Below are 26,596 nucleotides of genomic sequence, written 5' to 3' on the forward strand. Positions count from 1 at the left end.
CACGTATGCCCATTCGATCTGTTGTTCTCCTGTGCATCGGTCTATTCCTGAGCGGCTGCGGAGCAGAGTCTACCGCCCCGGCCGAGCCACCCCTTCCGGCCAATCGATTAACCATTGAGCAAGCCTGGGCCCGAATGGCGCCGGCTACGGGCACGAGCGCGCTCTACTTTCAGGTCGCAAATGGCACGCAGGCGGAAGATACGTTGCGCGCCGTGCGCACGCCTGCCGGTGCGGCATCATTGCATGAGACGTATACGGCCGGTGATTCGCTGATGGGCATGCGCGCCATTGACCACGTGGCCGTGCCGCCGCGCACGCGCATCGCCTTTGCGCCGGGCGGACGGCATGTGATGCTCAAAGCCCTTGCGCAGCCGCTGCAGCCGGGCGACACGCTCGTGGCCACCTTCGTGTTTGCCCAATCCGACACGCAGCGCGTCCAGGTTCCGGTTCGTCAATCGGCCCCCCCAGCGCCATGATGGAGTGGATCGCTGCCGGGCTGGCGTTTGGGTTTGTGGGGAGCGTGCACTGCGTGGGCATGTGCGGCCCGCTGGCGCTTGGGCTGCCGGGTGCGCAGCATGCGCCCTGGCGGTTTTTGGCCGAGCGGCTGGTGTACAACAGCGGCCGCGTGGTGACCTACACCCTGCTTGGGGCGCTGGCGGGTACGGTGGGACTGGCGTTGTCGTTTGCGGGCCTGCAGCGCGTCGTGTCGGTGGCGGTGGGCGGCGGCATGATGGCGGCGGCCGTGGTGCCGTGGGTGCGGCAGCAATGGGGGCGCGTGGAGCGCGGGCCGGCGCAGTGGTTTGGTCCGCTGATGAAGCCGATCCAGCGCCTGTATGCCCGGGGCGGGTGGGTCGCCCTGCTGGGCGTGGGGCTCCTCAACGGCCTGCTTCCCTGCGGATTCGTCTACGCGGCGCTCGCTACGGCCGTGGCGGCCGGCTCGCTTGCCGGTAGCATGGCCTTTATGGCGGGCTTTGGGCTGGGCACCTTTCCCGCGATGCTCGCGGTGAGCCTGGCGGGGCGGGTGGCCTCGGCAACATGGCGCGAGCGCCTCACACGCTTTGCACCGATCGGCCTTTTTGTGGTGGGAGTGCTGCTCGTGCTGCGCGGAACGGCCATGGGGGCACACATGCAGCACGCGGTGCACGCCCTGCAGCAGGCCATTGAAGGTAGCGTCGGCGGCTAATCAGAGGCGTCGGGCGCGTGGTCGGCAAGCGGCAGCTCAATCCAAAACGTCGTGCCGACGCCGGTTTCCGTCTCAAAGCCCATGCGCCCCCCGAGGGCATCAACAGCCCGCTGCGCGATGGCAAGTCCAAGGCCCGTGCCGCTGTTTTTGGTCGAAAAGTTGGGCTCAAAAATCTTGTCGCGGATATCGTCCGGCACGCCGGTCCCGGTATCTCGCACCGTGGCCCGCGCATGTGATGCACGCGTGGGTGCCTCCTGCGTCTGGATATGAACGGTGCCTTCGCCGTCTGGAAGCGCGTGGAGCGCGTTCTTGATGAGATTGATGAAGATGCGCCGCAGCTCCTCATGGTCGGCCGATACGATGAGCGGGCGATCGGCGAGCGTTTGGCGGATGGTGTCGGGCGGCGCGTCGGATTCCATCACGCGCACGGCCTCCTGCACCACCGCGTTGAGGTCGAGGGGCTCGGCGACGCGCTTGGGCATGCGGGCGAAACTCGAAAACTCGTCGGCGATCCGAACGAGGGTGTCGGCCTGCTCGACGACCATGGCCGTCACGCGCGAAAACAGCTCAGCGAAGCGGGTCCAGGCGGGCGTGGATTCACCCTCCACCCGCTGAAAGGCCCGTTGCAGGTGCTGCACCGAGAGCTTCATGGGCGTCAGCGGGTTCTTGATTTCATGCGCCACCTGCCGGGCCATCTCGCGCCACGCCATCTCGCGCTCCTGGCGCGCCAGCTTCCGTCGGCTTTCGGAGAGCTGCGCGCGCATTTCGTTGAAGGTGTGCACGAGCGTACCAATCTCGTCGCGGGTTTCTACCGGAAGCGGCTGCACGTAGCGGCCCTCGCCCACCGCTTCGAGCGCCGTTCTGAGGCGTCCGATGGGCCGCGTGAGGGCGTTTGCAAGGGGCAGCGCGGTCGCCAGGGCCGCTCCGACGAGCAGCAGCAAGCCCCCAAAGAAGTAGGCCAGCGTACGGGCGCGCTCCTCCTGAAGGCGCTCTTGCTGGGCGATGGTGGGGACAGCCACGATGTAGCGCGGCGTGCCGGTGTCGTCGAGCAGGGCCTGGTAACCCACCGCGTAGCGAAAGCTGCCGATGTCGGAGGGCGCGGTCACAAAGCGGTAGTGATCGTAATAGATGCGGTGATAGATGGGCCCCGGCAGGCGGCGCTCCATGAGGCGGTCGCGTACGAGACGCGGGCGGCTGGTGGCCATGAGGCGGGCGTCGATGTAGACGTTGAGGTCGAGTCCGGCCTGGGCAGCCAGCGAGTCCACATCGGTGCGGGCAAGGACTTCGTAAATGCGCTCTTCGGGACGCGCGCGGGCCGCGAGAAGCTCCTCGACACGGCTGAGCTGATCGTGCAGCCGATAGGTCACGTCACGAGCACTTTCCGTTGTGACGACCTGTACGCCCACAGCCCCAACGGCAATGACCGACAGAACACCTACGCCGAGGAGGGCATTGAGCACTTTGTCGCGAAAACGGATGCGCGGTGCGGGCAGATAACCGGCGTCGTAGCGTACCGCCAACCCCACCACGTACGCGAGCAGCGCGAGCAACATACCGGCGACCGAAAGTCGCAGCATGTAGTAGAGGTGGTCGAAGGGGCGCACCGACGGGATACGGACCGCAACAACGGTTTGCGGCTGTACCTGAGCGTTTTGGTAGTAGGTGAGGTAGTCGGTTCCGCTGATGGTGGCCTGCCGCCACATCGGGGAGGTGGTTTGAAGCTGTTGCTGGAGCGGTTGGGGCAGGCGGGCCCAGTCGAAGTCGCGTCCTAGGCTGCGCGTGAGGAGGCCGTCTTGGAAGGCGGCCAACGACAACTCGGCGTAGAGATCGGTGAAGGACCCGTCCGGCAGGAGCACGCGCGGCACGCCGGTGCCGGTGCCGGGCAGTAGGGGCCGCGGCTCGGCGCGCATCAAGAGCCACGTGCGGGGCCGCCCGGGCAGCGCCATGAGGCCCACGTACTGCGGGCGGAGGCGTTCGTCGTTGGCCGAGCGCCACCGCGATACGCGCCGCTCGCCCGGCGCCCACGAAGCCCCCGACGTCCACGCGCGAAACACGGCCTGATCGGCGCGTTGCATGCCGCCGCCCACGGTCGACGCGTACGCGAGCGGGGTGCCCGTGGCATCCAGCAGGGCGAGGGACGTGGCGTAGGTGGTAAGCGAAGCAAGTAGCGATTGCCGCAAGAGCTGCGTAACGGTAGAGTCGACCGTTGCGGGCGGTTGCGGGCGGCGCGGGAATACGTCGATGGCGGTATCGAAGACCTGCTCAATGGAAAAGAGCGCTCGCGGGTCGCGGCCCTCGTCAAACGCAAGGGCAGCCTCGCGCATGCGGCTGCGTCGCTGCTGGTCCATGCCCTCGTACAGTAGCGGATACAGCATGGCAGTAAGCACCAGCACGACCAGGAGCAGCCCGCGCATCACGAGCACGCCCATCGTAAAGGTATGCCGGGCCAAGAGCACCAAGCTCCCACTGCCGATGAGCGCGATCCACCCCAGCAGTACGCCAGGAGATACGGGCATCGCGGTGCTGTTCAAGAGGTACGCGCCGCCCACCGTTACGAGGGCCACCGCCAGGAGGCGCCCTAGCCCTTCCCATGTGCGCGGGCAACGGCGCACGAGCCAGGGGCCCGCGGCCCACACAGCCGCACCCCCCGTCATGAGACCAGCGGCGGTCAACAGGAGCAGTGCGCAGAGCACCACGAGTAGCAGCGGCTCCGGCAGCAGGCCCGAACGCGCAAAAAAGTTTAGGGTACTATCCAGCACCGCCCGTTCAACGACGTGCGAGAGGCCCCAGCACAACCCGCCCATGAGTGAAGCGAGCACCGCGACGCCCCCGGCAAAGAGAAACGGGCGTGACGCATCTGAAGAGGTCGTGAGGGCGTGGCGCCACGTGGCGTAGCCGGTTGCGCGGAGGGTCCATCGCGTGCGGGCATGATACAGCAGCAAGGCGCTGAGGGCAAAAGCGACGAGGCCCGAGAGGAGCAAATCGCCCACCGAGCGCATCAGGCCCATACCCAGCGAAGAAGCGAGGTACGTAGGCTCAAAGAGCGCGTAGAGGGTTTGCTCGCGGCCGATCCACCGGGCGGGCACGTGGGCCCACAGGGCCCACACGCGTAATCCAATCAGCCCGCAGAGCATTCCGATAAGCCATCGGAGGCGGCGTGCAGCCGTGGCGGCGTGCACGTAGCCGTACAAAAGGCCGGTGAGCAGCCAGAGAAGGGCAAGGAGTCCGATGACCGAAAGCGCGTCGTCGAAGGACTGGGCCGCGCGCTCACGAAGCGCGTCCAGCGATGGTGCGCGGACGCTCAATGTGGCGAGGCGGTGTCCTTCCGCGGTGCGCACTACGGCTGTGGCGGACTGCGCGGCGGGCGCGGCAGGCGACGGCTGAACGATGAGGGCAACGGGCCAGGGCGTCTCGGCGCTCCAGGTTTCGGTGATGCTGTACGCCTGCAGGTAGCGGTTGCGGATGGGGGGCTCAAACCGAAGCACGCGCACCCACCGCACCACCCCGATCACCGCGCCGTTGCGCTGTATCGGCCACCACACCGCAAGCGCCGTGCGTATGTCGCCATCGGTAACGATGCGCACTTGCGGGCGCTCCAGGAAAGAGGCCGTGTTGGGCGCATCCGATAGCGGAAGGCGTGGGCCGTTCCAGGCCAGCAGGCGCGGCGTGGGGGCATACACCTCAAGCGCCGTGCGCGCGGGCAGACGAGCGGTGCTTACGATGCGCATCAGCGCGCCGGCGCCCTTGCCCTGTTCGGTGGCCTGCCACAGTTCACGCACAAGGGCGGGGCGCGTGGCCCACCGCTCGGCGGCCGTGCGCGTTTGGTGGATGACCTCCGCAAAGGCGCGTTGCGCATGGTGCAGCGCGTCCTGAACCTGCGCTTGCCGGTGCACCGCGGGGCGGGCCTCCAGGCGCGACAGCCACACCGAGCGCGCGCCCCAGGTGGTTAGGGCTGCAATCAAGAGGAGCGCCCCGATGCCCATCCACCAGCGCGTCGGCGTGTTCTTCATAGCAGGCAAGGCGTAATCATAAGCGAGCAGTACGCGGTGTGCAGGCAAGGTGCCAGCTCGTCCCTCCAACGGCTGAGCCACCCCATGGAGTTGCATTATCCGTGTTGAGACGAAATCCGAAGCGTTTGAAACAGATCCCAAAGGGTTTGAGACGCCAGCCCAAGCTTCTGGAACAGATCTCCAAGCATCTTTCCTGAGCCGCTCCTATCGTATGACTGCAACATTGAGTACAACACGCGACATGCTGCCAAGCGCAGCGCAACGAAAGAAAACATTCCGAGACGACGTACTCGTGTTGCAGACGTCTCGAGGGGACGATCAAACGTACTAGGGGGAGAACAGAAGCCGTCGGGCCACACGCTGGTCCGGCGGCTTCTGTCATGTGTAAACGGGCCCCGCGGACAGCGCCTCATCATACCGCGCCGGCCCAAGACAGCAGCCCACACCGAGAAGCGCTTTCAATAAACACTGAAACGCCGGGTTCGGGGCGCCGTTCAAACACTCCTTTAGTCTCTCGAATCCCTTCTGATGTTATGGCACATTCTTCGGTGGCTGCCTGGGCGCCGGACTCGTGGACCAGCAAAACGATCCGGCAACAACCCACCTATCCCAATCCGGCGGCCCTTGATGACGTCGTGGACCATCTGACGACCCTTCCGCCCCTCGTCACCTCATGGGAGGTTGATGCGCTCCGTGAAGAGCTGGCAGCGGCCGCGCGCGGCGAGCGCTTTTTGCTGCAGGGCGGCGAGTGCGCCGAGTCGTTCCAAGATTGCACGGCCGACATCATCACCAGCCGGCTCAAAATTCTGCTGCAAATGAGCCTCGTGCTCACCTACGGGCTCAACACCAAGGTGGTGCGGGTGGGGCGCTTTGCCGGGCAATACGCCAAGCCGCGGTCTTCGCCTACCGAAACGCGCGACGGCATTACGTTGCCCAGCTACCGTGGCGACATCATCAACAGCCCGGCGTTTACGGAAGAGGCGCGCACGCCCGACCCGCAACGGCTGAAGCGTGCCTACACCAAGTCGGGGCTGACGCTGAACCTCGTCCGGGCGCTTTCGGAGGGCGGCTTTGCCGATTTGCGTCATCCGGAGTACTGGAACGTGGACTTCATGCAGCATTCGCCCCTCGCGGACGAGTACCACGCCCTGGTGCAGGCCATTGAGGATTCGCTCCGGTTCATGGATGTGGTGGCCGACGGCACGCCCGGCTCGCTGGATCGCGTGCAGTTTTACACGAGCCACGAGGCGCTGCTGCTGCCGTACGAGACCGCCTTTACCCGTCACGTGCCGCATCAGAATGGCGTGTACAACCTGGGCACCCATCTGCCGTGGATTGGCAAACGCACCAATCACCTGGACGGCGCCCACGTGGAGTACATGCGTGGGCTGCGCAATCCCATCGGGCTGAAGGTGGGACCGAGCATGACGCGCACGAAGCTGCTCGACCTCATCGAGGTGCTCGACCCCGACGATACGCCCGGCCGCCTGACGCTCATCACGCGCTTCGGGGCCGATGCCGTGGGCACCAAGCTGCCCCCGCTGCTGAAGGCGGTGCAGGCCACCGGGCGCACCGTGCTCTGGTGCTGCGACCCCATGCACGGCAATACCGAACGCACCGAGGGCGGCCTCAAGACGCGGCGCTTCTCCAACATCTCGGCGGAACTCGAGCAAACGTTCGATATCCATGCAGCCGAAGGGTCCCACCTGGGCGGCGTCCACTTCGAGCTCACCGGCGAAGACGTTACCGAGTGCATCGGTGGCGCGCGCGGGCTTACCGAGCACGACCTGGAGCGCGCGTATCACTCGCGGGTCGATCCGCGGCTCAATTACGAGCAAGCCCTTGAAATGGCGTTTAGCGTGGTGCGCAAGTACCGCCAACTTCATCAGTAACTGCTGTTCTCATCTCCTTCCAAAGCGTATGAATAAGTATCTGTGGAGCGCTGTGGCGGCGCTGGGTGGTCTCGCGGCAACGGTTGTGGGACGTGCAGCGTGGGCCACGAGCCCCGAGCGGCCGTCGGTAGAAGCGGCCGATGTGACCATCAGCGATGAAGCCATGGAGCGGCTGGCGGGGGCCTTGCGCCACCGGACCATCACGGCCCGCGCGCCGGAGGACCGCGACGATGCGGCGTACGCGGACTTCCGGGCCTACCTGCGCGCGAAATATCCGCGGGTGCACGAGCACCTGACACGCTCCGTGGTGAACGGGCACAGCGTGCTGTACACGTGGCCCGGGAGCAATGCGGCGCGCGCACCGCTCGTGTTTATGGCTCACTACGATGTGGTGCCCGTGGATGAGCCCGCCGACTGGACGCATCCCCCATTTGGCGGGGTGTACGACGGCACGCACGTGTGGGGGCGCGGCGCGCTGGATGATAAAGCAAGCGTGTGTGCGCTCTTCGAAGCCGTCGATCAGTTGCTCGCGGCCGGTTACCAGCCGCAGCGCACCATCCACCTGGCCATTGGGCACGATGAGGAAGTGGGCGGCGCGGCGGGCGCTTCGGCGGTGGCGGCCCGTATTGCTGCAGACGGCCCGCCGCCCGCGCTGGTAGTGGACGAGGGCGGTGCCCTTACCGAGGGGGCGTTGCCGGGCATCGACGCGCCCATTGCGTTCGTGGGCGTGGCCGAGAAGGGCTACTTGAGCTTAGCGCTGCGTGCGACGCATCCCGGCGGCCACTCTTCGGTGCCCACCACTCGCACGAGCGTCGACATCATCACCGAGGCGGTGCAGCGCCTCCGCAACACGCCGCTTCCCGCACGCCTCGACGGCGTCACCGGAACGACGTTCGACACGCTAACGCCCGCGATGCCGTTTGTGGGGCGTCTCATCTTCGCGAATCGGTGGCTGTTCAACGGGCTGGCCAAAAAGCTGCTTGCCCGACGCGCGCCAAGCAACGCAGCCATCCGCACCACCACCGCCCCCACGCGGCTTACCGCCGGCGTAAAAGACAATGTGGTGCCGTCTACTGCGCGGGCCACGATGAATTTCCGCATTTTGCCCGGCCAATCGGTGGATGATGTGCACGCGCATGTTGCCGATGTGCTGGAAGACCTGCCCATCGAAACGCACGTGGTGCAAGCAGGCGAGCCCACGCCCGTGGCCCCCACAACGTCCGACGCGTTCGCCTTGGTTAAGGACGCCATTCATGCCACCGGCCCCCGCGATGTAGTGGTCGCGCCCTTCGTGGTGCCGGGCACTACCGACAGCCGCCACTACGCGCCCTACACCGACCGTGTGTACCGCTTTGCGCCGTTCCGGCTTACGCCCGATGACCAGTCGCGCATTCACGGCGTTGACGAGCGCATATCGGCTGCCGACGTGGCCCGCATGATTGCCTTCTACCGGTACCTGATGGCAGCGGGCGACGAGCTACCGGTTCGTGGGTAGGCGCACGTCAGAGGGGATGGTGGCGGGATCGTGGATGTAGGTTGGCAACGCGCGGGCCAGCAGCGGTGCCGTAAGCAACCCCTTCGACCCGAGGGCCGTGAGCGTCCACACGCGCTCGTTTGTTTCGGGCAGCGGGCCAACCAGCGGCAGGTTGCTGCTGCGGTGCTTCACCCGAACGCCGGTGGTAACGGATTGCGGCGCTGCACCGGCCACGCCGGGTAGCATCTGGTTGGTCTTTTCCAAAATGTAGCGCGTATTCTCGGGGTCGGGCGCAAGCGAATCGAACGTGTGCGTGTAGCTGCTTCCCGCAATCAGCGTGTCGCCATTGGGCACGAGGTACCCGCGGCCCGACATGGGCACGAGCGGTCCGGTGCCCGTAGCCGCCGGGCGCGCCATACGCACGGTTTGCCCCTTGATGCCCTCCAGGTCGAGCGCCTCCAGCGCCGGATGCCCGGGATAGCCTTGGCCCAGGCACAGCACCACATGGCGGGCGCGGTAGGTGGCCGGGCCATCGCTGGTGCCGACCGTCACCGTCGCCCCGGTGGCATCGGCGGTCCACGACGTCATGGGCGTGTGCGTAAGAACATCCGCCCCGCGCTGTTGTGCGGCCTGCAGGAGGCATCGCACAAAGGACGGGACGTCTACGGCGCCGCCCTGCGGGATGAAGAGCGCGCCGCCGCACGTCTGCACGTCAGGAAAGCGCGCGGCGACCTCCGCTTCCGAGAGCCATGCGGTGAGCTCGGGAAATTCGTCGTGGCGCTCCTTGAAAAAGTCCACCTGCGCCGGTTCCACGGTGGGGCGCAGCACCCCGTCGTCCGAAAAGGTATGCTCTGCCGCGGCCCGCGCGATGAGCGACCGGGTGGCCGCCAACGCCTCGTGGAGGCGCCAGGTGGGATTCGCTTTGCGCCCCATCAGCGGGTTCACCAGCCCGGCGGCGGCCCCCGAGGCGCCCGCTGCGGGCGTCTGTGCCTCAAGCACGCGCACCGTTCCCTTCCTGCTCAACTCAAAGGCGGCACACGCACCGGCAATGCCAGCGCCCACGACAATAAAATCGGTTTTCATGGCGAGAATGCGTTGCAAGAAAGCGGAATCGACCCCGACACATTGGGGCGGCACGCTCGTTATCGTAACGACGCGCGCCTGTTTCTTGCGAGGCGGCAGTTATTCAAAAAACACAGGACGGACATGGCAGCACCATCGGTTGGCATTGTGGGCGGCGGGGCTATTGGACTCGCCACCGGTTGGGTTCTCGCACAGCGCGGGGCGCACGTGACGGTGTGGGAGCGCGGGCGCGCCGGGCGGGGCACTTCGTGGTGGGCAGCAGGCATGCTGGCCCCCGATGCCGAGTTGCAGTTCGAGGAGCTGGAGCTCTACGCGCTCAATCGGGAAAGCCTGCGGCGTTGGCCCGATTTTGCACGGGACCTCGAAGCAGCCAGCGGCCAGTCGGTGGATTACCGTGACGAGGGCACGTTGCTGGTGGCCGACGACCACGACGCCGCTGAGCAGCTGCGTCGGCTTTACGCGTTTCAGCGCGAGCACGAGCTGGCAGTAGAGTGGTTGGATGGAAGCCAGGCGCGCGAGATTGAACCTTTTGTGGCACCGCGATTGTCGGCCGCCGTGTGGGTGCCCTCCGATCATCAGGTCGACAACCGAAAGCTCGTCCAGGCGTTACGGGCCGCGTTTGTGGATGCCGGGGGCACGCTGCATGAGGACGCGCCCGTCACGGCCGTTCAGCCCGACGGCAACGAGCCCGCCATCGTACCGACAGAGGGGACGCGCACGGCCTACGATACCGTGATCGTGGCCGCGGGCGTGTGGTCACGCGAAGTCGAAGGCCTCGTGCCGGCGCCGCCCATTCGTCCGGTGAAAGGGCAAAGCCTGCAACTGCGCATGGCGCTCCCGTTCGATATGCAGCACGTGGTGCGCGGCCCAGAGGCCTACCTGGCGCCCAAAAGCGACGGGCGGCTGGTGGTAGGCGCGACGAGCGAAGAGATGGGCTTCGACACCCGCGTGACGGCGGGCGGCATCTACGATGTGTTGGAGGGCGCGTGGGAGGTGGTGCCGGGGATTCGCGAGCTGGAGGTGGAAGAGACGTGGGCCGGGCTGCGTCCGGCCAGCCGCGACCATGCGCCGCTGCTTGGCCGCGCGGCGCCGGGCGTGGTGTACGCCACGGGGCACTACCGCCACGGCATCTTGCTCACGCCGGTGACGGCCCAAGAGGTGGCGCGCCTCGTGCTGGCGGGAGAAACCTCCGAATGGATCGAGCCGTTTGCGCCGACGCGTTTTTCATCGGCAACCGCTTCGTCCCCATGAGTGCATCCGAACCAGCGATACCCGTAACGGTGAATGGCGAGCCGCGGGAAGTGCCGGCCGGCGCCACAGTCTCCGAGGTCCTCCGTCAGCTCGACATCGATCCGGAGGAAACGACAGGCGTGGCTGTGGCCGTCAACGAATCGGTCGTGCCACGCGGCAGGTGGGCCGAATCCACGATAGGCGCTGATGACACGGTCGAGGTCATACAGGCCCTGCAGGGCGGATGACGGCTCAACCGTTGGTTTGACCGTCAGCAGTTGCCCGATCCACCAAGAGGTTAGCGTCGTGCCTCAGTACGGATGAAGGCCGGAGCGCTTTTCGCCGACCGGAATGGCAATCGACAGCCGATTTTCGGGGGGAGGCAGCGGACAACTGAACCGTGGGTTGTAGTCGCACGTCGGGTTGTACGCCGTGTTGAAGTCGACCGTGACGGTGCTGTCGGGCTGTAGGGTGAGGTCTACATACCGCCCGCCCGGATAGGTCGTGGAGTCGTTGGTGGCATCGGTGAACGGCATCCACAGCGCGTTGGGCGGCTCGCCGCTCACATGAAAAACAGCCAGGCGGGCCGTATCCCGCCGAAAGGGCACGTGAACCCAGCCGACCTTCGCTTGCGCTTCTACGGCGCCGGTGTTGGTGAGCATCTGCACCGTGTCGGGCGGGCTGAGGGGGCGCAGCGGCAAGTTCTGGAAGCGGTAGGTAGAGTCGACCGGGTAGTAGTGCAGGCCCGTAAATGTTTTCCGCTGCTGGAGGTTGAGCGGGCTGCCGTCCTCACGCATCTCCAGGTCGCGCTCTACGCGCTCTTGCAAAATCCGTTGCCTGTACGAAGAGCGGGCGTCGGATGCGCAGCCTGCGATGAGGGCACTGGTGAGCAGGCCAAGGGCCAAAGCAATTCGCATCGGTGAGCCGGTTTGGGCGGGAAGGAAAACGGTGCGTTGCGTTGTACCGAGGCCCGCTCGTTAGTTTCCGAGGCGCGTTAGGAGCGGGCGGTAAGAACGGCTTGGCGGCCCAGGGGCGCACCGGCGGCGGGCGACTGATAATGCACGACGCCGTGGCCATGCACCTGCGGCTCGATGCCGTGGGCGCGTAGCCACCGCACAGCCGCCCGCACGCTCAGGCCGGTGAGGTCGGGCATCGTCGTGGTGCTGTCGGGAAGCGCGGGCGGCGAAAGGTGGGGCTCCTGCTGGATAATCGAATCGGCGGGGATGCCCTCGGCGACCACCTGATGCATCACCGTTGGGAAGGTGCTCAGCCAGCGCTCCGCGATGCGGCGGAAGATGGGAGCAGCCACCTGTCCGCCGTACATGCTCGTCTGCGGACTGCCAATGAGAACGAGCAGTGCAACTTTGGGGTCGTCGGCCGGAAAGAATCCCACAAACGACGCCCGCGCTTTTTCGGCGCTGTAGGATCCTTCCGAAATGGCAAGCGCGGTGCCCGTCTTGCCGGCCACCTTCAGGTGCTGCACCTGCGCATTTTCCGCCGTCCCATCCTCAACAGCTTCCACAAACGCAGGCAGCAGTTTGCGCGCGGTGGCGCGTTTCATGACGCGACGCACCGAATCCGGGCGGTTCTGCCACAGCAGCGTGCCCAACGCGCTGCGCCGCTCGGCCACCACGTACGGCTGCATGAGCACGCCATCGTTGGCTAACGCCGCGTAGGCCGCAAGCAGTTGCAGGGGCGTGACGGCCACCTCGTACCCGATGCTCATCGACGTTTGCGAGGTCTGGCTCCACGCGCTAGGCCGTTTCAGGACCCCGCGCACCTCGCCGGGTAAGTCAATCCAGGTCGATTGGCCGAAGCCAAAGTTGCGAGCGTATTGGTAAAAGGTGCCCGGATTGAGCTTCTGCACCGTTTTGGCGACGCCCACATTGCTTGAGAGGGCAATCACGTCGCGAAAAGGAATCGTGCCGTGCGCCGTAACGTCTTTCATCGTGTAGCCATGAAAGACCGCCCAGCCATCGCCCGTCTCCACCGAGTCGTCTATGCTAATGATGCCTTGTTCGATGGCCGCCGTGGCGGCTACAAGCTTAAACGTGGAACCGGGTTCAAAGCGGTCGGTGATGGCCCGGTTGCGGCGCGCAGCGCTGCCGTAGGCCGCTGGTTGGTTGGGGTTGTAGGTGGGCACATTCGCCATGGCCAGGATAGCGCCCGTCTCGGGATTCATGGCAACGGCTGTGCCCCAAGCGGCGCCGGTGCGCGCTACGCCGCGGGCCAGCTCGTCTTCAAGTGCAGCCTGCCGGACCAGGTCGATGGTCAGGCGAAGGTTTTGGCCGTGTTTGGGCGGCACCACCGTTCCGCCTACCATCGCTTTGATGCGTCCGTGGCGGTCGCGCTGCACGACGCGGTAGCCATCCGTTCCGCTCAGCGCCTCGTTGTAGGCAAGCTCCAAGCCGGCGAGCCCCTGCCCATTGGCGCCCACATATCCCAGCACGTGGGCCGCGGTGGTTCCGTAGTTGTAGCGACGGTCGAACGTCGGCGACAGGATCACGCCGGGCACATCCCACGACACAATCTCGGTTTGCTGCCGGTCGGTGAGGCCGCGCTGCAGCAACACGTACTGCGGGCTGTAACGCTCCCGCACGGCTGTACGGAGCTCGCGGGCCGTGCGGTCGGGCAGCAAGGCCCCCAACTGGTGGTAGAACGAATCGGCACGGGCGGCAAAGCCCTCCACGGTTGGGTCGAGCGCCAGGTCGTAGCGCGCGGTGTTGATGGCAAGGGCCCGGCCGTTGGCATCCAGGATGGAACCGCGCATCGCGGGGATGTCAACAATCGAGCGGGCCTGGTCGCGCCCCGCCGCCTGCAGGGCGTTGCCCTCGCTCCAGTAGATGTGCAGCATCTGCCCAACAATGCCCACCGGCAGGCCGAAAAGCACGACCAGCATCAGGTACATCCGGGTGCGGGTTTCGTCAATCGGCGTCACAACGCGTAGCAGCAATCAGTGAGCAGTGCGGAGCACATATGGAAACGAGCGCGCAGGGGGCGGCTTCGGTACCCCAAAAGCACTTATTTGGGCACAACGATGGCGTGTTCGGATGGCGGGGCTTCTTGCAGGCCAAGGGCCCGCGCCCGCCGATGGATGACCGATGGCCCCGTGGCCCGATCGTAGGCGCCCTTCACGCGGTTGTACCGCAAATGCAGCTCTTGGTTGAGTGTGCGGGCGCGTTCCAGGTTGTTGAGCAGCTCTTGGGTGGCTTGCACATGGCCTACATACGCGGTAAACAGCACGCCGACGCACAACACCAGCAGTGCGAAGCGGCCGGTCGATAGGCCCTCAAAGAACGAGTCGCGGCGCGGGGGCGTCGTCCGCTCGCGCGCATGGTTTTGCGTGGAGCGTTCGATTTCCTTCCAGCCGGGCAGGGCCGTCCCGTGGCGCGTCCAGCGGGTGTGGCCGTTGCGGCCGTTACGGGGCGGCGACGAAATGCGTGGCGGGCGATTTGGCATACGCGAGACTCAGGGCAGCACAAGAGGAACAGCTACTGGGGCATGGCCGGGCCAACATCCGCGGTGTCGCGGCGCTGCCCGACGCGCAAGCGCGCGCTGCGGGCCCGTGGATTGGCAGCCACCTCGTCATCGGTCGCAGTGGTTTCATGGACCGGCGTCCACGGGGCCACCCGATTTCCATACATATCGCGCCGCGGCGTTCCCTCAAAGTTGCCGTCGCGCAGGTAGCGCTTTACGCGCCGGTCTTCAAGCGAATGATAGGTGAGCACGGCCAGCCGCCCGCCAATGCGCACCACGTCGGTCGTTTGTTCAAGAACCGTTTCAAGCACATCCAGCTCGGCATTCACCGCGATGCGCAGGCCCTGAAACACGCGGGCCAGGGTTTTCTTCTCGTCGGGCGGCGGCACGCATCCGCGTACCACATGGGCCAAAGCCAGGGTCGTATCGAGGGGGCGCTCGCGGCAAATGGCACGGGCAATGTTGTGCGCGCGGCGCTCTTCGCCATACTGACGCAGCACATCGCGCAGGTCGGCAAGGGGCCAGTTGTTTACGATTTGGTGGGCCGTGAGCCCGCGGGTCGGGTCCATGCGCATGTCGAGCGGACCGTTCTGCTGGAAGCTGAAGCCCCGGGCGGCTTCGTCAATCTGGTGCGAGGAAACGCCCAGGTCGAGCAGCACGCCATCGACCGAGGAAACGCCCGCGTCGGCAAGGAGCGCCGAGAGATTGCGGAAGTTTCCCCGCAGGAGGGTGCAGCGACCGGCGGCCCGCGCTTCGCTCAAGCGGTTGCGTGCGACGTCGAGCGCTTCAGGGTCTTGGTCGATCCCAATGACGTGGCCGTCGGGCCCGAGGGCGTCGAGCAGCGCGGCGGTGTGCCCGCCGCCGCCCAGCGTGCCGTCGACGTAGCACCCGGACGGGTCGTGCATGAGGTGCGCAACAACGGCGTCGCACAGCACCGGCGCATGATAGGCCGTAGCGTACGGCGTGTGGGGGGCAGCGGTAGCCATAACCAGGAGGATCCTACAAGAAGGCAGAAGGGCACTATATTGCAAGAAGCACCGGCACGTTGCGCAATGTCAAGGGCCGCACGTGTTCTCCATACCCTGCGCTGTTGAGCGGGCCGCGGGTATCGAACAAGTGTTACAAAACATGGGAATCTACTCCTGCGGCCTGAAGGTTCACTACGTGTCATAATTTTTGTGCCCAATGCCCGCTCCGAATATGGACATCCAACAACAGATTGTACCCGGTGATCATGGATCGCTGATCGATGATTTGAACCGTATGCTGTCCAGCGCGCTGTACTTTGAAGATTTGTACAAGCGGTACCACTGGATGGTCACCGGGCCGCACTTTCTCCCGCTGCATGAGCTGTTCGATCAGCACATGGAGACGCTGGAGCAAGAAATTGACGGCCTCGCCGAGCGTATCCGTACGCTGGGCGGCACGCCGGTGTGGAACCCGAGCGAGTTTTCGAAGCAAGATATCCTGCCGGCGCCCGATGAGTCGCTGGCGGATGATTTGGCCATCGCGGGCGAAGCCTTCAAAATGGAGGTCGCCTACAGCCGGGCCCTCCGCAGCTTTGCCGAAGACGTGGAAGACATTGCGACCGAAGACTTGCTCATTGAGTACTTGCGCGTCCACGAGCAGCAAGCGTGGTTCCTCCGCGAGTTCATCCAAAAAGTTGGAATCGAGAGCTACGCGGGCGATGTGATGGATGGCTCGTAGGCTTCGTGAAACGTAGCGCAAACAAAAAGCGCCGCCCTTCGAAGCGTCGATACAGACGTTCCGAAGCGGCGGCGCGCGTATGTTGCCGGGGTAAGAAGCTGCTTCGCAGACGGTCTATCGCCTGTTTCCCCTGGCATTAGGCTGTGTTTGAAAAATCAACGTGAGCGCGAGCCCGTGGTGGAAGCCGTAGCTGCAAGGCGTTCGAAGCAGCTGTAGCGGGCCTACCGCGATGCAGAACAACGCAGCAGCAGCGGCTGTCCAACCGGGCGTAGTCCGCGAGGTGTTTTTAAACACAGCCTAGTCGTTGACGAGCGATTCCGGCTGATACACCCGCACGTAGTCGATGGCCATCGTGGCGGGAAAGGCATCCGGGTTCACGCCCTGGGCGCCGCCCCAGGTGCCGCCAACGGCAATGTTCATCAGCAGGTGAAACGGCTTGTCGAAGGGCCACTCTTCGTAGGTTGCGCTGGAGCTTACCTGGCGCTCGTTGGCGAAGCTAAAGTACTGTTCGCCGTTCACGTAGGCCCGAATTTCGTCTGGCGTCCACTCAATGGCATATACGTTGAACGCGTCGGTGGCATCAGGCACTTGTTTCGATGCGCCTACTTCGGTGCCGTCGGCATGGTTGTACGCCTCGGTGTGCACGGTGGCATGCACAATGCCCGGGTCGTAGCCCACGTGCTCCATGATGTCAATTTCGCCGTTGTCGGGCCAGTAGGCATCGCCGTACGTATCCTGGCTGGCCAGCATCCACAGCGCGGGCCACGTGCCCAAGCCCTCGGGCAGGCGCGCCCGAATTTCGAACCGCCCGTAGGTCCACGACGCGGCGGAATTGATCCGTGCAGAGGTGTACTGGTTGCCGCCGTACGACTCGCGGCGCGCCTCAATGATGAGGTGGTCGCCGTCTACGCGCGTATTCTCGCGCCGGTCGGTGTAGTACTGCAGCTCCTGGTTGCCCCAGCCTCCGCCGCCGGTCTCAAAGGTCCATTTCGATCCGTTGAGGGCGCCCTGGTAGTCGAATTCGTCGCCCCACACATGCGTCCAGGTGACATCGTCGGGCCAGTTGTCGGACGGCGTAGGATCGTCGACGGGCTGGGCGCGCGTGCGTACCGGGTTGTCGCAGCCGGCGGTGATCAACAAGAGGCCCACCAGCGCCACAAGGAGCGCTGATGCGTGCAATCGCTTCTTTCGTAGAGTCATGATCGTTGGCGTGTTTATGTACTGAAACAGAAGACAGCCGCTACAGGCAATAGTTTGGGGCCGGCACCAATCGAGGAGTGATTAGCGGACGGCCTGTGAGGTCTGTAGGGAGTGCTTTTCGATGGTAAACTCGGTTTGTAGGCTATCGACCTGGATGATGAAGCGCCCGGGTTCGATCGTCGGTTGGGCATCGCGGCCGATGAAGCTGAAATCTTTAGCGGTGAGTGCGAAGGTGAGGGTCTTGGATTCGCCCGGGGCCAGGTCCACCTTGGCGAAGCGCTTCAGGCGCCGCACGGCTGGTGTAACGGAGGCCACGACGTCGCGCATGTACAGCTGCACGACGTCCTTTCCTGCGCGGGCGCCGGTGTTGGTGACGGTAACCTCTGCGCTTACGGCACGGCCGTTCTGGATGGCATCGAGCGAGGCCGCTGGGGCGCTCAGTTTGAGATCGCTGTAGGTAAACGTCGTGTATGAAGCACCAAATCCAAACGGAAAGAGCGGGTTGGCGCCCTCGTTTCCAAAGTTGGCCGCCAGCTGCTCGCTCGTTTTATGATCGTACAAGGCGTAGCCGGTGGGCTGGTTCGGGTACGTGTAAGGCAAATGGCCCGACGGGTTCACATCGCCGTACAGCACTTCAGCGAGTGCTTGGCCGCCTTCTGTACCGGGGTTATGCGCCGCAATGATCCCCTCAACCCCTTCATGACTGTTCCCAAGCGTGCGCGGGCGCCCTTGTACCAACACAAGCACAACGGGCGTGCCGGTGGCCTCAATCTTCTGCAACAGCGCGCGTTGGGCGTCCGGAAGCATGAGCGATTCCAGGTTGCCAGCTGTCTCCGCGTACGCGCCTTCGCCAAGCGCCACCACGACTACATCGGAGGCTCTGGCCTCAGCAACCGCTTGGGCCATCCGATCGGGCTGTGTGAGCGTGCTCCCCGGTACGTAAGAAACGTGTTTCTCACGTGAGCGCCCTTTAATGGCTTCCATAAGCGTGGGGCGATCGGAGTGGAAAAACGACTGCGCGCGCCCGCCGCCCTGCCAGGTGTAGGTCCATCCGTTGTTGAGGGCCTGCATGGAGTGCGCGGTGGGGCCGGTGACCAACACGCGCTGATCGGGTTGTAGCGGCAGCACGTTGTTGGTATTGCGCAGCAGGGTAATCGACTCGCGGGCCGCTTGGAGCGCCACCCGGCGGTCGGTTGCTGTGCCAGCGGAATCGGCAAGCGAGAGGCCCCGCAGCGGGTCAGCAAAGAGCCCCAGCGCAAACTTCAGCCGGAGGATGCGCCGTACCGATGCGTTGATGCGGGCTTCGGAGATCTCGCCGTCGCGCACCAAATCGGTTAGGTGATGGAAGAACGAAACGTCCGACGGCACCATGCTCATGTCGACGCCGGCCTGGATCGCCATTTTGGTGGCCTCACGCTCGTTGGCGGCCACGTGATGCAGCGACACCAGCTTCTTGATGTCGAGCCAATCGGAGACGACGAGGCCCTCAAAGCCGAGCTCGTTGCGCAGCACCTCCGTGAGCAGGTAGTGGCTGCTGTGCACCGGCACGCCGTTCACTTCGCCCGAGTTGACCATCACGGAGGCGGCGCCGGCCTCCACAGCGGCCCGAAACGGCGGCAGGTAGTGCTCGCGCAGCTCGATGTCGGAGATGCGGGCGGGCGTTCGGTCGCGGCCGCTTTCCGGTCCGGAGTAGCCGATGAAATGCTTCATGGTGGCGGCGACGTTTGTGCGGGCGCTCAGGTCGTCGCCTTGCAGGCCGCGGATGAGGGCGAGCCCCATGGCGGTTGTAAGGTGTGCATCTTCGCCCAAGGTTTCGTAGAGGCGCGGCCAGCGCGGGTCGCGGCCCACATCAAGCACGGGCGCAAAATTCCAGGGGATACCGCTCGCCCGTACGTCGTGCGCCGTAATTTCGGCGGCGCGGGTGGCGAGGGGAAGGTTCCACGTAGCGGCCAACCCCTGATTTTGCGGAAAGAGAACCGCCTCGCGGGTGTAGTTGGCCCCGTGGACGGCATCGATGCCATACAGCACCGGAATGCCAAGACGCGTTTGGGCGGCTTCCGCCTGGATCTTGGTCATGAGGCTGCGCCAGTGGTCGAGCGTAAACGCTGCATTAACCACGTTGAGCAACGAGCCCACGTGATATTCGCGGATCACACGCCGGAGCTTTTCCTCGTTGATCGTTTGGGGGTAGGTATCGCGGTTGGTGGCCATGCCCAGCTCCAGCTGCATCATCTGGCCCACCTTTTCCTCCAGTGTCATCAGCGCCAGCACGGAATCTACGCGGGCGTCGATGTTGGGGATCGAAGTGCCGGCACTATCGGCGATGATACGGTTGGCAAACGCCTGGCTCGACTGCCCGCTTACAGCAACCGGCGCGCCGGGTGCATCGATGAGCGACACCGAGCGGTTGAGCGGCATCGGAGCGCCTTCTTCCGGCGCACGGGCGCCCGTCTGACTAAGCGTGCTTGAGCCGTCGCTTGTTGCTGGCGACGCTTCATCAGCCGGCGCTGTCGTTGTCGATTGGGTGTGCGTGCATCCAAAGAAAACGAGACTGCCCATGAGCAGAAGCGACGCGAGGGTGCGGGCCAGCGAGGGGCCGTTCGAGGTAAGCATTATCGCAACTAAAAATCAGAGGTCTACAAAAAGGATGAGGCGACGCGCTGTTGGTGCGCGCCGCCTCGATGCATCGACAGCACAGGTCAGTTGCCCGCCAGCGGGTCAGTGGAGAAGACGATGTCGTCAACCGACAGCGTGTAGTCGGCTCCGTTGATGCCGCCAATGGCAAAGACAATGTTCAGAATCGAACTGGAAAGCGTGCCATCGCCGCCGTTGTTTACAGCGTTGTCATCGGCAAAGTCGCCAATCGGAATGCTCACGAGCGTGTAGCCACTCCCGGACGTTGCCTCGTAGACGTACTGGAACTCGTCGTCCACCGCGCCGCTGCCATCGAACGTGCCGTTGCCGTCCTGGTCTTCCTGGAGGTTGATCTCCAGCGAAAATGCGGTGGCGGCGCTGGTGCGCACGTAGAAGTTCATGTAGCGCGTGGTACCGCTGAGCGTGCTAAGGTCGGTGAGCGATGTTTTCCCGAAGCCCGCGAAGCCGTCGCTTCCGCCCGTGATGGTGGCCTGTAGCGCCGTGGTACCGCTCGATCCGCTCGGTACGTCGCTGATGGTCGCCAGCTGAATGGATGCGCCGCCGCCCGAGAACGTGAAGTATTCATCGGTTTGCAAGCCGTCCTCGAAGTCATCGAAGACCAGCTCCGAGGTGTTGCCGGTGTTTTCTTGCACCGTAATGGAGCGTGTGACCTCGGCAGTGGCCCCGTCGTTGTCAGTGACGGTAAGCCCCACGGTGTACGTGCCCGCTGCGCTGTAGGTGTGCGTGGGCGACGGTCCGTTGCCGGTTGCGCCATCGCCGAAGTCCCATGCGTACGATGCGATGGTACCGTCGGGATCGGAGGAATCATCTGTGAACGAGACCTCAGCGCCGGGGGCCGGCGTCGTTGGGCTAAAGCTGAAGGCCGCCGTGGGCGCCTGGTTGGCGATGTCGGCGTCATCGGGAATGTCGGGGCGGCGCACGATGCTGTCGATGTACAACGTGCCGGTAAAGGTGTCGGCGATGTTGTCGTTGAACAGCAGCACCAGCTCGCTGATATTGCCCGGATCGACCGGTTGGCCGTCGAACTGCACGAAGTTGTTGCGGAAATCGAAGTAGTACGTCCGGTATTCGCCGTCGGCCGGTATGTTGGCCAGCAACTCGGGCACCGTGGCGTTGGCATCGGGCAGATCGCCGGCCTGGTTGAGGGCCGCGCGCACCCGCAGCGGGCCGTCGCTGTCTGTGGTAACCTTCATGCGGATGGCTAGGACGGGCGTCGGCTCGAAGTTGAGGGGCTGGTCGAACGCCGTGAACATACCCGGGAAGACGCCCGTGCCGCCGACGTTGCTGGCTTCCATAACCAACTGCTCATTTTCGAGGCTTAGGCTGATGGCGCCGTTAAAAGGCGTGAAGCCCGTTTCGTTACCGCTAAAGTCGGTGATGGGCTGCGGGCCGCCGGTGGCAAAGCCGGCAAGCCGGATGGTCACAGCTGCTGTGCCGGCGCGAAAGACGAGCGGCCGCGCATACGAGCCGGCCTCGTCGGGCGCGGTGAACGTCACCCGAAACGTGCTGGAGCCGTCCTCGGGCGTTCCGGTATCTTCGGTACGCTCAATGGTGTAGTACTGCAGCTCGGTTTCTTCGGGCGCTGGGCGCTCGCTCAACTTCTGGTAGACCAAGGTGAGCTCCTGCGTTTGCGTCTCGCCCGATTCCACTTCAAAGTTAAGGGCTGACGTATTGGGGACCATAAAATTGCTGGCTATGCCGCTTCCGCCGCCCGAGTCGCAGCCGGTAAGGAGGCCCATAAGGCCAACGAGGGTAAGAACAGCGAGCGAGCGGAAGGCAAAAGGGTGCATGGTCATGACAGTCGTGGATTGAGGCATACGGAAACGAACCAGCGGGGCGCGTCAGGCATCCGCGGGAGCCCCGTGGGAGCGCGCGGGGCGGCCCGGGTTGAGGAGGCCGGCCCCGCTGCGCAGTGCACGGGCCGCGCGAACGGTAACGACGCGCGGTGCGCGGTTAGTAGCCAGGATTCTGGGTGATGACGCCGTTGCTAAGGTCAATTTGCAGCTGCGGAATTGGCAGGCGCTCGTGCTTGCCTTCCTGGAAGGGTTTGCCGAATGCTTGCATCACTTCGGCCGCGCGACCTTGACGCACAAGCGTAAAGTAGCGGTGGTACTCCATCGCCAACTCAACCCGCTGCTCGCGATAAATGAGGGTGCGCAGCTGCGCCTGATCCGTTGTGGTAATGTCGGGCAGCACGCCGGCCGGATCGTTGGTCGGGTCGGCGTCGGCATCGCGGGCCCGTCGTCGCACGCGGTTCAGCGACTCCAGGGCTTCCATCGGATGGCCGTTTTCGTTGGCCGCCTCGGCGTGCCACAGCAGCACCTGTGCGAGACGAATGAAGCGCCGGTTCGTGGGACCATCGAGCACGTCGCCGCCGGCGTTTTGGGGCCACGCGCTTTGCGGAATCCATATTTTTTCGTTGTAATAGCCGGTGGGGCTTGCTCCGGTATCAATGGTGGATCCGTCGGGCATCATTTCGCCATCGAAGATGACGGTCGCCTCAAGGCGCGGATCGTTCGCTTCGTAGGCATCCACCAGGCTCTCGGTGGGGCAGTTAAAGCCGTAGCCCCAGGTGCTGCGGCTGGTTTGGTACACCGTTGCATCGGTGCCTTCCGCCTGCGCGCTGATGTTGGCGTAGTTGATTTCGAAGATGGAGCCCGGCCCGTATTCGCCCTCCAGCGTAAAGATGGAACTGTAATCGGGCGCTAGGCTGTAGGGGCCGGCGATGACGTTCTCGGCCATGGCTTCGGCCGCGGCCCACTTCTCCTGAAACATGTAGGCTTTTACCAACAGCGCTTGCGCGGCCCCACGGGTGGCGCGGCCTACGTTGGCGGCCGAATAGGTCGCGGGCAAGACCGCAGCAGCCTCGGTGAGATCCTGTTCAATTTGGGCCCACACCTCATCTTCAGGCGTCTTGGGCACATCGGCCTCTTCATTTTGCACCGGTTCTAAGATGAGCGGAACGCCTTCGCCTTCCAGACCAAAGAGCAGGAGCAAGTAATGGTAGTAGTAGGCACGTAAGAACTTCGCCTCGGCCACGAACCGTTCGCGGCGCGCGGTGTCCATGTCGATAGTTGGGATGTTCGCGATGGCGAGGTTGGCCAGGTGAACGCCCGCATACAGTTCGTCCCAGGCCAGGTCGACATATCCGTTGGACGGATTATGGACGAAGTTCTGGATGGATTGGATGTCCGGCTGGTCATTCCCACTTTCGCCGCCCTTTGCCGCATTGTCGGAGGCAACGCCACCAAACACAATCGGATAGGGCAGGAGGTAGTCGGCGGGATCTTGCAGGCCGCTGTAGGCCGCTGCGATGGCCTTTTCGGCATCCGCGGCGCTGCGGTAGAAGTTAGCGGTTGTCAGTTGGCCCTGGGGCGTGACCTCCAAGAAGCTGTCGCAGCCAATAAGCAGGCTCATGCTAAGGAGGAGCGCGAAGGCAACGCGAAAAGGTGTGAGAGTACGCATGGGTTCAAAAGCGATCATCAATCAGAAAAAACGGGACGGCTGCGGAGTGCGCTAGAACGTCAGGTTTAGGCCCACCGTGTAGATGCGCGGCTGCGGGTAGGTCGCGCGGTCGATGCCGCGGTCGAGCGTAGCCGCCTCGTCGTCGCCCACACCAATTTCAGGCGTGTAGCCGTCGTATCCCGTGATGGTAAGCAGATTTTGTGCGCCTACGTACACGCGCGCCTTCTGCAGGCCGCCGATGCGGGTAAGGAGCGACGTGGGCAGCGTGTAGCCCAGTTGTACATTTTTCAGCCGCAGGTACGACCCGTCTTCCACGTAGCGATCGGAGATGCGCGTATTTTGGTTCGGGTCGTTGGCCGTCAGGCGCGGCATGGTGTTGCTCGTGCCGGGGCCCGTCCACCGATCCAGCGCGGCCTCCGAGAGGTTAAAGAGTGCAGCGCCTTCGGTGTAGTACTTGTAGGCTGCGAAGATTTCATTCCCCTGCGTGCCCTGCAGAAAGAGGCTTAGGCTAAGCCCGCGGAACGAAAGACGTGACGTAAACCCGTAGGAGAAGTCGGGCGTCGGGCTGCCGATGAAGGTCCGATCTTCGTCATTCACCCGGCCGTCGCCGTTCAGGTCTTTGAAGCGGATGTCGCCGGGACGCGCATCGGGTTGATACGGTGTGCTGGCGTCGCCGTCGCGGGCGTTGGCTTCCTCAATGGCCTGTTGCGTCTGGAAGATGCCGTCGGTCACCCAGCCATAGAACGCACCAACGTCGCTTCCGGCCTGCGTGAGTGTGATGGCGCCCTGACGGTAAAAGCCCTGCACGATGTCTACGCCTTCTACCAGGCGTATGACCTCATTGTCCAGCGCCGAGAAGTTAACGCCCACGTCGTACGTGAAGTCGCCATCGAGCGCCTCACCGTAGTAGTTGACCGATGCTTCGAAGCCGCGGTTCTCGATCTTGCCGATGTTGGACGGCGAGAGCGAGGTAAGGCCGCTCGTGGGGATGTTGGGCGGGTACAAGAGCACGTCATCCGTGGTCTTGATGAAGTAGTCGAGCGTCACGTTAAAGCGTTGGTCCAACAGCGACGCATCGAGCCCGATGTTCGACTGGGTGGTGGTTTCCCACTTCAGGTCGGGCGCCGGAGCGCCGAGCGGGGCCGATCCCGGAACGCGCGACTCGCCCGTGCCCAGCGGATAGTCTTGCCCCGAGGTGATGAGGGCGGCAAAGGTGTAATCGCCCACCTCCTGATTGCCGTTTTGTCCCCATCCAACGCGCAGCTTCAGGTCGCTGACGACGTCCGTTTCGGGGAAGAACGGCTCATTGGAGACGCGCCAGGCGGCCGATACCGACGGGAAGAAGGCAAACCGGTTCTGCGATCCAAAGCGCGACGAGCCGTCATAGCGGGCCACGAGCGTGAGCAGGTACCGGTTGCTGTAGTTGTAATTGGCGCGTCCGAAGAAGGAAAGCAGGCGCGAGTTCGAGGCGCTGCCTGCGGCGCCGTTTATTTGCGTGCCTGAAGACAGGTACCGCAGCGACGGATCGTTGCTGGGCGTACCGAGCGTTGAGGCATCGATGAACTGGTAGTTATTGGTTTCTACGGTGGTGCCCCCCAAAAGCGTCATATCGTGGCTCCCGAACGCGCGGGTATAGGTGGCGGTGTTGTTCCAGACAATGGAACGTACCCGGTCTGAGTAGCGCGCCACCACGCTGTTCGGGTTCGTGAAGTCGGGGCTTACGTTGTAGGTCGGCAGGAAGTAGTAGTTGTTGCCGTACCGCACATCGAGGCCCACATCCGAGCGGACGGTCAGCCCATCCAGGGGCGTAAGCTCCGCAAAGGCGTTCCCCACGAAACGGTTGATGCGAAACGTATTGTTGTTAAAGTCGATCACGGCCACCGGATTCTGCGTGTTTGAGAACCGGGGGGCGGTGTACGATCCGTCGGCATTAAAGACGGGCACCGTGGGGTCCATCTGAAGCGTTTGGATCATGATGTTGCGCACGTCATCGGTCTCCGGCAAGGTTTGCCGGGCCGAGTTGGTCAGCGTGATGCGCTCGCCTACGGTAAGGAGCGGACTCACATCGAAGGTCGAGTTGAGTTGCACGTTGTAGCGCTCGTAGCTCGATCCTTCAATGATGCCGCCTTCGCGCATGTATGAGCCGCTGAGGCGGTAGGTGAAGCTCTCCTCTCCGCCCGACACGGCCAAGCCGTAGTCCTGAATCAGGCCGGTGCGGAAGATCGCGTTCTGCCAGTTGGTGCTTCGTCCCACAAACTCAGCCGGATTCGAGTAGGCGGGCGGGCTCCCGTCGTTGATGAGGGCTTCGTTCCGCAACGTTGCGTACTGCGCAGCCGAGAGCATATCGATGGTGCGCGGGGTTTCCTGCACCCCCAACGAACTCCGAAATGTTACGGAGCGCTCGCCGGGATTTCCGCTTTTGGTGGTGATGAGCACCGCGCCGTTTGCGGCCTGCGTCCCATAAATGGCCGCGGACGCCGCGCCTTTCAGGACGTCGATGGAGGCAATGTCATTCGGGTTCAAATAGCTGATGTCGCCATTTACCGGGATGCCATCCACCACGTACAGCGGTGTGTTGTTGCCAATGGTGCCGGTGCCACGAATCCGAACGGTAAAGGCCGAGCCCGGGCTCCCCGAGTTCTGCACAATGTTAATGCCGGCTGCTTTGCCCTGAAGGGCCTCCTCTACGCTCTCAATCGGCCGATCTTCAATCTCCTCTGCAGAAACAGAGGCCACCGACCCGGTCAGGTTGCGCCGCTCTTGCTCGCCGTATCCCACTACCACCATCTCATCGAGCTGCATGCCGGTTTGCATGGCAAAGTTGACGGTGGTGGTTTCGCCGGCCGTCACCACAATCGCTTCCTTGAGCTCGGTGCGGTATCCGACAAACGATGCCTGTAGGGTGTAGGTACCGGGCGCAACAGAAAATGAATACCGCCCCTCGGCATTGGTGCTTGCGCCGTTGGTGGTTCCAACGACCACGACGTTAGCGCCGGGCAACGGCGCGCCGCCTTCAGCTTCGGTAACGACGCCGGATATGGTGCCAGATTGCGCGTGAGCAGCCGTGGAGGGAAGCGCGGCAGCGCCAAGCGCAAACCACACCACAAGTGAAAGTAGCCTCTTCCAGAGCATGATGGTTGGAGAACTCTTCGTGCGAAGGGTAACGGATGGCTTGGATAGGGGCGACTGTGTGCAAAGCGCTTCCGAAAAGACCGCGTAT

Annotated in this window: 18 protein-coding genes; 7 read left to right on the top strand and 11 right to left on the bottom strand. The window is 64.1% G+C overall.

The genetic code is table 11. The features are described 5' to 3' along the window. Positions 1-5 precede the first annotated feature (5 nt). Both SALLO_RS14800 and SALLO_RS14805 read left to right on the top strand, forming a co-directional pair. A complete protein-coding gene (locus SALLO_RS14800) occupies positions 6-476 on the top strand; it encodes a copper chaperone PCu(A)C (RefSeq protein ID WP_022834852.1) in 471 nt (156 codons plus the stop codon). Further along, positions 473-1,183: a sulfite exporter TauE/SafE family protein gene (locus tag SALLO_RS14805; RefSeq protein WP_051141270.1), complete on the top strand. Its 711-nt coding sequence runs from the start codon at positions 473-475 to the stop codon at positions 1,181-1,183. The genes SALLO_RS14800 and SALLO_RS14805 overlap by 4 nt, the downstream gene beginning before the upstream one ends. Here SALLO_RS14805 and SALLO_RS0103065 read toward each other — a convergent pair. Continuing rightward, positions 1,180-5,193, bottom strand: a complete 4,014-nt coding sequence (locus tag SALLO_RS0103065; protein WP_022834854.1) for an ATP-binding protein — start codon at positions 5,191-5,193, stop codon at positions 1,180-1,182. The two genes, SALLO_RS14805 and SALLO_RS0103065, sit on opposite strands and share 4 nt — an antisense overlap. Positions 5,194-5,726: 533 nt before the next feature. Between SALLO_RS0103065 and SALLO_RS0103070 the strand changes: the two genes are divergently transcribed. Both SALLO_RS0103070 and SALLO_RS0103075 read left to right on the top strand, forming a co-directional pair. Next, positions 5,727-7,085 carry a class II 3-deoxy-7-phosphoheptulonate synthase gene (locus SALLO_RS0103070; RefSeq protein ID WP_022834855.1) on the top strand — a complete coding sequence of 453 codons (1,359 nt, stop codon included), beginning with the start codon at positions 5,727-5,729 and terminating at the stop codon, positions 7,083-7,085. A gap of 28 nt (positions 7,086-7,113) precedes the next feature. Beyond that, the gene (locus SALLO_RS0103075) at positions 7,114-8,580 is read left to right on the top strand and encodes a M20/M25/M40 family metallo-hydrolase (RefSeq protein ID WP_028566838.1); all 1,467 of its coding nucleotides are present in this window, start codon (positions 7,114-7,116) and stop codon (positions 8,578-8,580) included. Here the strand turns inward: SALLO_RS0103075 and SALLO_RS14810 are convergent. After that, positions 8,563-9,642, bottom strand: a complete 1,080-nt coding sequence (locus SALLO_RS14810; RefSeq protein WP_022834856.1) for an NAD(P)/FAD-dependent oxidoreductase — start codon at positions 9,640-9,642, stop codon at positions 8,563-8,565. The genes SALLO_RS0103075 and SALLO_RS14810 overlap by 18 nt on opposite strands. Positions 9,643-9,765: 123 nt before the next feature. On the opposite strand from SALLO_RS14810, the gene thiO reads away from it, so the two are divergent. Then, the gene (gene thiO, locus SALLO_RS0103085; RefSeq protein WP_022834857.1) at positions 9,766-10,893 is read left to right on the top strand and encodes a glycine oxidase ThiO; all 1,128 of its coding nucleotides are present in this window, start codon (positions 9,766-9,768) and stop codon (positions 10,891-10,893) included. After that, complete coding sequence (gene thiS / locus SALLO_RS0103090; RefSeq protein WP_022834858.1) at positions 10,890-11,120, top strand: sulfur carrier protein ThiS; 231 nt, start codon at positions 10,890-10,892, stop codon at positions 11,118-11,120. The genes thiO and thiS overlap by 4 nt, the downstream gene beginning before the upstream one ends. A gap of 63 nt (positions 11,121-11,183) precedes the next feature. Here thiS and SALLO_RS0103095 read toward each other — a convergent pair whose 3' ends face one another. The 4 genes from SALLO_RS0103095 to rsmH form a co-directional block, all read right to left on the bottom strand. After that, positions 11,184-11,789 (bottom strand): DUF1684 domain-containing protein, encoded by a 606-nt coding sequence (locus tag SALLO_RS0103095; RefSeq protein ID WP_022834859.1) that lies wholly within the window; start codon positions 11,787-11,789, stop codon positions 11,184-11,186. Positions 11,790-11,866: 77 nt separating this feature from the next. Further along, a complete protein-coding gene (locus tag SALLO_RS0103100; RefSeq protein ID WP_028566839.1) occupies positions 11,867-13,810 on the bottom strand; it encodes a penicillin-binding protein in 1,944 nt (647 codons plus the stop codon). Between the two features lie 83 nt (positions 13,811-13,893). Further along, a complete protein-coding gene (locus SALLO_RS17565; RefSeq protein ID WP_022834861.1) occupies positions 13,894-14,331 on the bottom strand; it encodes a hypothetical protein in 438 nt (145 codons plus the stop codon). 32 nt (positions 14,332-14,363) lie between these two features. Continuing rightward, on the bottom strand, positions 14,364-15,335 hold the full coding sequence (gene rsmH / locus SALLO_RS0103110) for a 16S rRNA (cytosine(1402)-N(4))-methyltransferase RsmH (protein WP_022834862.1): 972 nt from the start codon (positions 15,333-15,335) through the stop codon (positions 14,364-14,366). A 214-nt stretch (positions 15,336-15,549) separates the two neighbouring features. On the opposite strand from rsmH, the gene SALLO_RS17570 reads away from it, so the two are divergent. Beyond that, on the top strand, positions 15,550-16,056 hold the full coding sequence (locus SALLO_RS17570) for a Dps family protein (RefSeq protein WP_051141271.1): 507 nt from the start codon (positions 15,550-15,552) through the stop codon (positions 16,054-16,056). 297 nt (positions 16,057-16,353) lie between these two features. Here the strand turns inward: SALLO_RS17570 and SALLO_RS0103120 are convergent, their stop codons facing one another. From SALLO_RS0103120 to SALLO_RS0103140, 5 genes are all read right to left on the bottom strand, one after another. After that, positions 16,354-17,256 (bottom strand): glycoside hydrolase family 16 protein, encoded by a 903-nt coding sequence (locus SALLO_RS0103120; RefSeq protein WP_084696123.1) that lies wholly within the window; start codon positions 17,254-17,256, stop codon positions 16,354-16,356. 81 nt (positions 17,257-17,337) lie between these two features. Next, positions 17,338-19,869 carry a glycoside hydrolase family 3 N-terminal domain-containing protein gene (locus SALLO_RS0103125; protein ID WP_022834865.1) on the bottom strand — a complete coding sequence of 844 codons (2,532 nt, stop codon included), beginning with the start codon at positions 19,867-19,869 and terminating at the stop codon, positions 17,338-17,340. 86 nt (positions 19,870-19,955) lie between these two features. After that, positions 19,956-21,707 carry a PKD domain-containing protein gene (locus SALLO_RS17575; protein WP_022834866.1) on the bottom strand — a complete coding sequence of 584 codons (1,752 nt, stop codon included), beginning with the start codon at positions 21,705-21,707 and terminating at the stop codon, positions 19,956-19,958. A 157-nt stretch (positions 21,708-21,864) separates the two neighbouring features. Beyond that, the gene (locus tag SALLO_RS0103135) at positions 21,865-23,328 is read right to left on the bottom strand and encodes a RagB/SusD family nutrient uptake outer membrane protein (protein ID WP_157621177.1); all 1,464 of its coding nucleotides are present in this window, start codon (positions 23,326-23,328) and stop codon (positions 21,865-21,867) included. 99 nt (positions 23,329-23,427) lie between these two features. Then, positions 23,428-26,508 (bottom strand): SusC/RagA family TonB-linked outer membrane protein, encoded by a 3,081-nt coding sequence (locus tag SALLO_RS0103140; RefSeq protein WP_028566843.1) that lies wholly within the window; start codon positions 26,506-26,508, stop codon positions 23,428-23,430. Positions 26,509-26,596 lie beyond the last annotated feature (88 nt).

Source organism: Salisaeta longa DSM 21114 (assembly GCF_000419585.1).
GTDB classification, from domain to species: domain Bacteria; phylum Bacteroidota; class Rhodothermia; order Rhodothermales; family Salinibacteraceae; genus Salisaeta; species Salisaeta longa.

Excerpts from the sequence above, each read along its gene's own strand:
- SALLO_RS0103075 (WP_028566838.1), top strand. The coding sequence starts at position 7,114 with ATGAATAAGTATCTGTGGAGCGCTGTGGCGGCGCTGGGTGGTCTCGCG.
- thiS (WP_022834858.1), top strand. The coding sequence starts at position 10,890 with ATGAGTGCATCCGAACCAGCGATACCCGTAACGGTGAATGGCGAGCCG.
- SALLO_RS0103120 (WP_084696123.1), bottom strand. The coding sequence starts at position 17,256 with ATGACTCTACGAAAGAAGCGATTGCACGCATCAGCGCTCCTTGTGGCG.
- SALLO_RS0103140 (WP_028566843.1), bottom strand. The coding sequence starts at position 26,508 with ATGCTCTGGAAGAGGCTACTTTCACTTGTGGTGTGGTTTGCGCTTGGC.
- rsmH (WP_022834862.1), bottom strand. The coding sequence starts at position 15,335 with ATGGCTACCGCTGCCCCCCACACGCCGTACGCTACGGCCTATCATGCG.
- SALLO_RS17570 (WP_051141271.1), top strand. The coding sequence starts at position 15,550 with ATGGACATCCAACAACAGATTGTACCCGGTGATCATGGATCGCTGATC.
- SALLO_RS0103095 (WP_022834859.1), bottom strand. The coding sequence starts at position 11,789 with ATGCGAATTGCTTTGGCCCTTGGCCTGCTCACCAGTGCCCTCATCGCA.
- SALLO_RS14810 (WP_022834856.1), bottom strand. The coding sequence starts at position 9,642 with ATGAAAACCGATTTTATTGTCGTGGGCGCTGGCATTGCCGGTGCGTGT.
- SALLO_RS0103125 (WP_022834865.1), bottom strand. The coding sequence starts at position 19,869 with ATGCTTACCTCGAACGGCCCCTCGCTGGCCCGCACCCTCGCGTCGCTT.
- SALLO_RS17575 (WP_022834866.1), bottom strand. The coding sequence starts at position 21,707 with ATGACCATGCACCCTTTTGCCTTCCGCTCGCTCGCTGTTCTTACCCTC.
- thiO (WP_022834857.1), top strand. The coding sequence starts at position 9,766 with ATGGCAGCACCATCGGTTGGCATTGTGGGCGGCGGGGCTATTGGACTC.
- SALLO_RS14805 (WP_051141270.1), top strand. The coding sequence starts at position 473 with ATGATGGAGTGGATCGCTGCCGGGCTGGCGTTTGGGTTTGTGGGGAGC.
- SALLO_RS0103070 (WP_022834855.1), top strand. The coding sequence starts at position 5,727 with ATGGCACATTCTTCGGTGGCTGCCTGGGCGCCGGACTCGTGGACCAGC.
- SALLO_RS0103135 (WP_157621177.1), bottom strand. The coding sequence starts at position 23,328 with ATGAGCCTGCTTATTGGCTGCGACAGCTTCTTGGAGGTCACGCCCCAG.
- SALLO_RS17565 (WP_022834861.1), bottom strand. The coding sequence starts at position 14,331 with ATGCCAAATCGCCCGCCACGCATTTCGTCGCCGCCCCGTAACGGCCGC.
- SALLO_RS14800 (WP_022834852.1), top strand. The coding sequence starts at position 6 with ATGCCCATTCGATCTGTTGTTCTCCTGTGCATCGGTCTATTCCTGAGC.
- SALLO_RS0103065 (WP_022834854.1), bottom strand. The coding sequence starts at position 5,193 with ATGAAGAACACGCCGACGCGCTGGTGGATGGGCATCGGGGCGCTCCTC.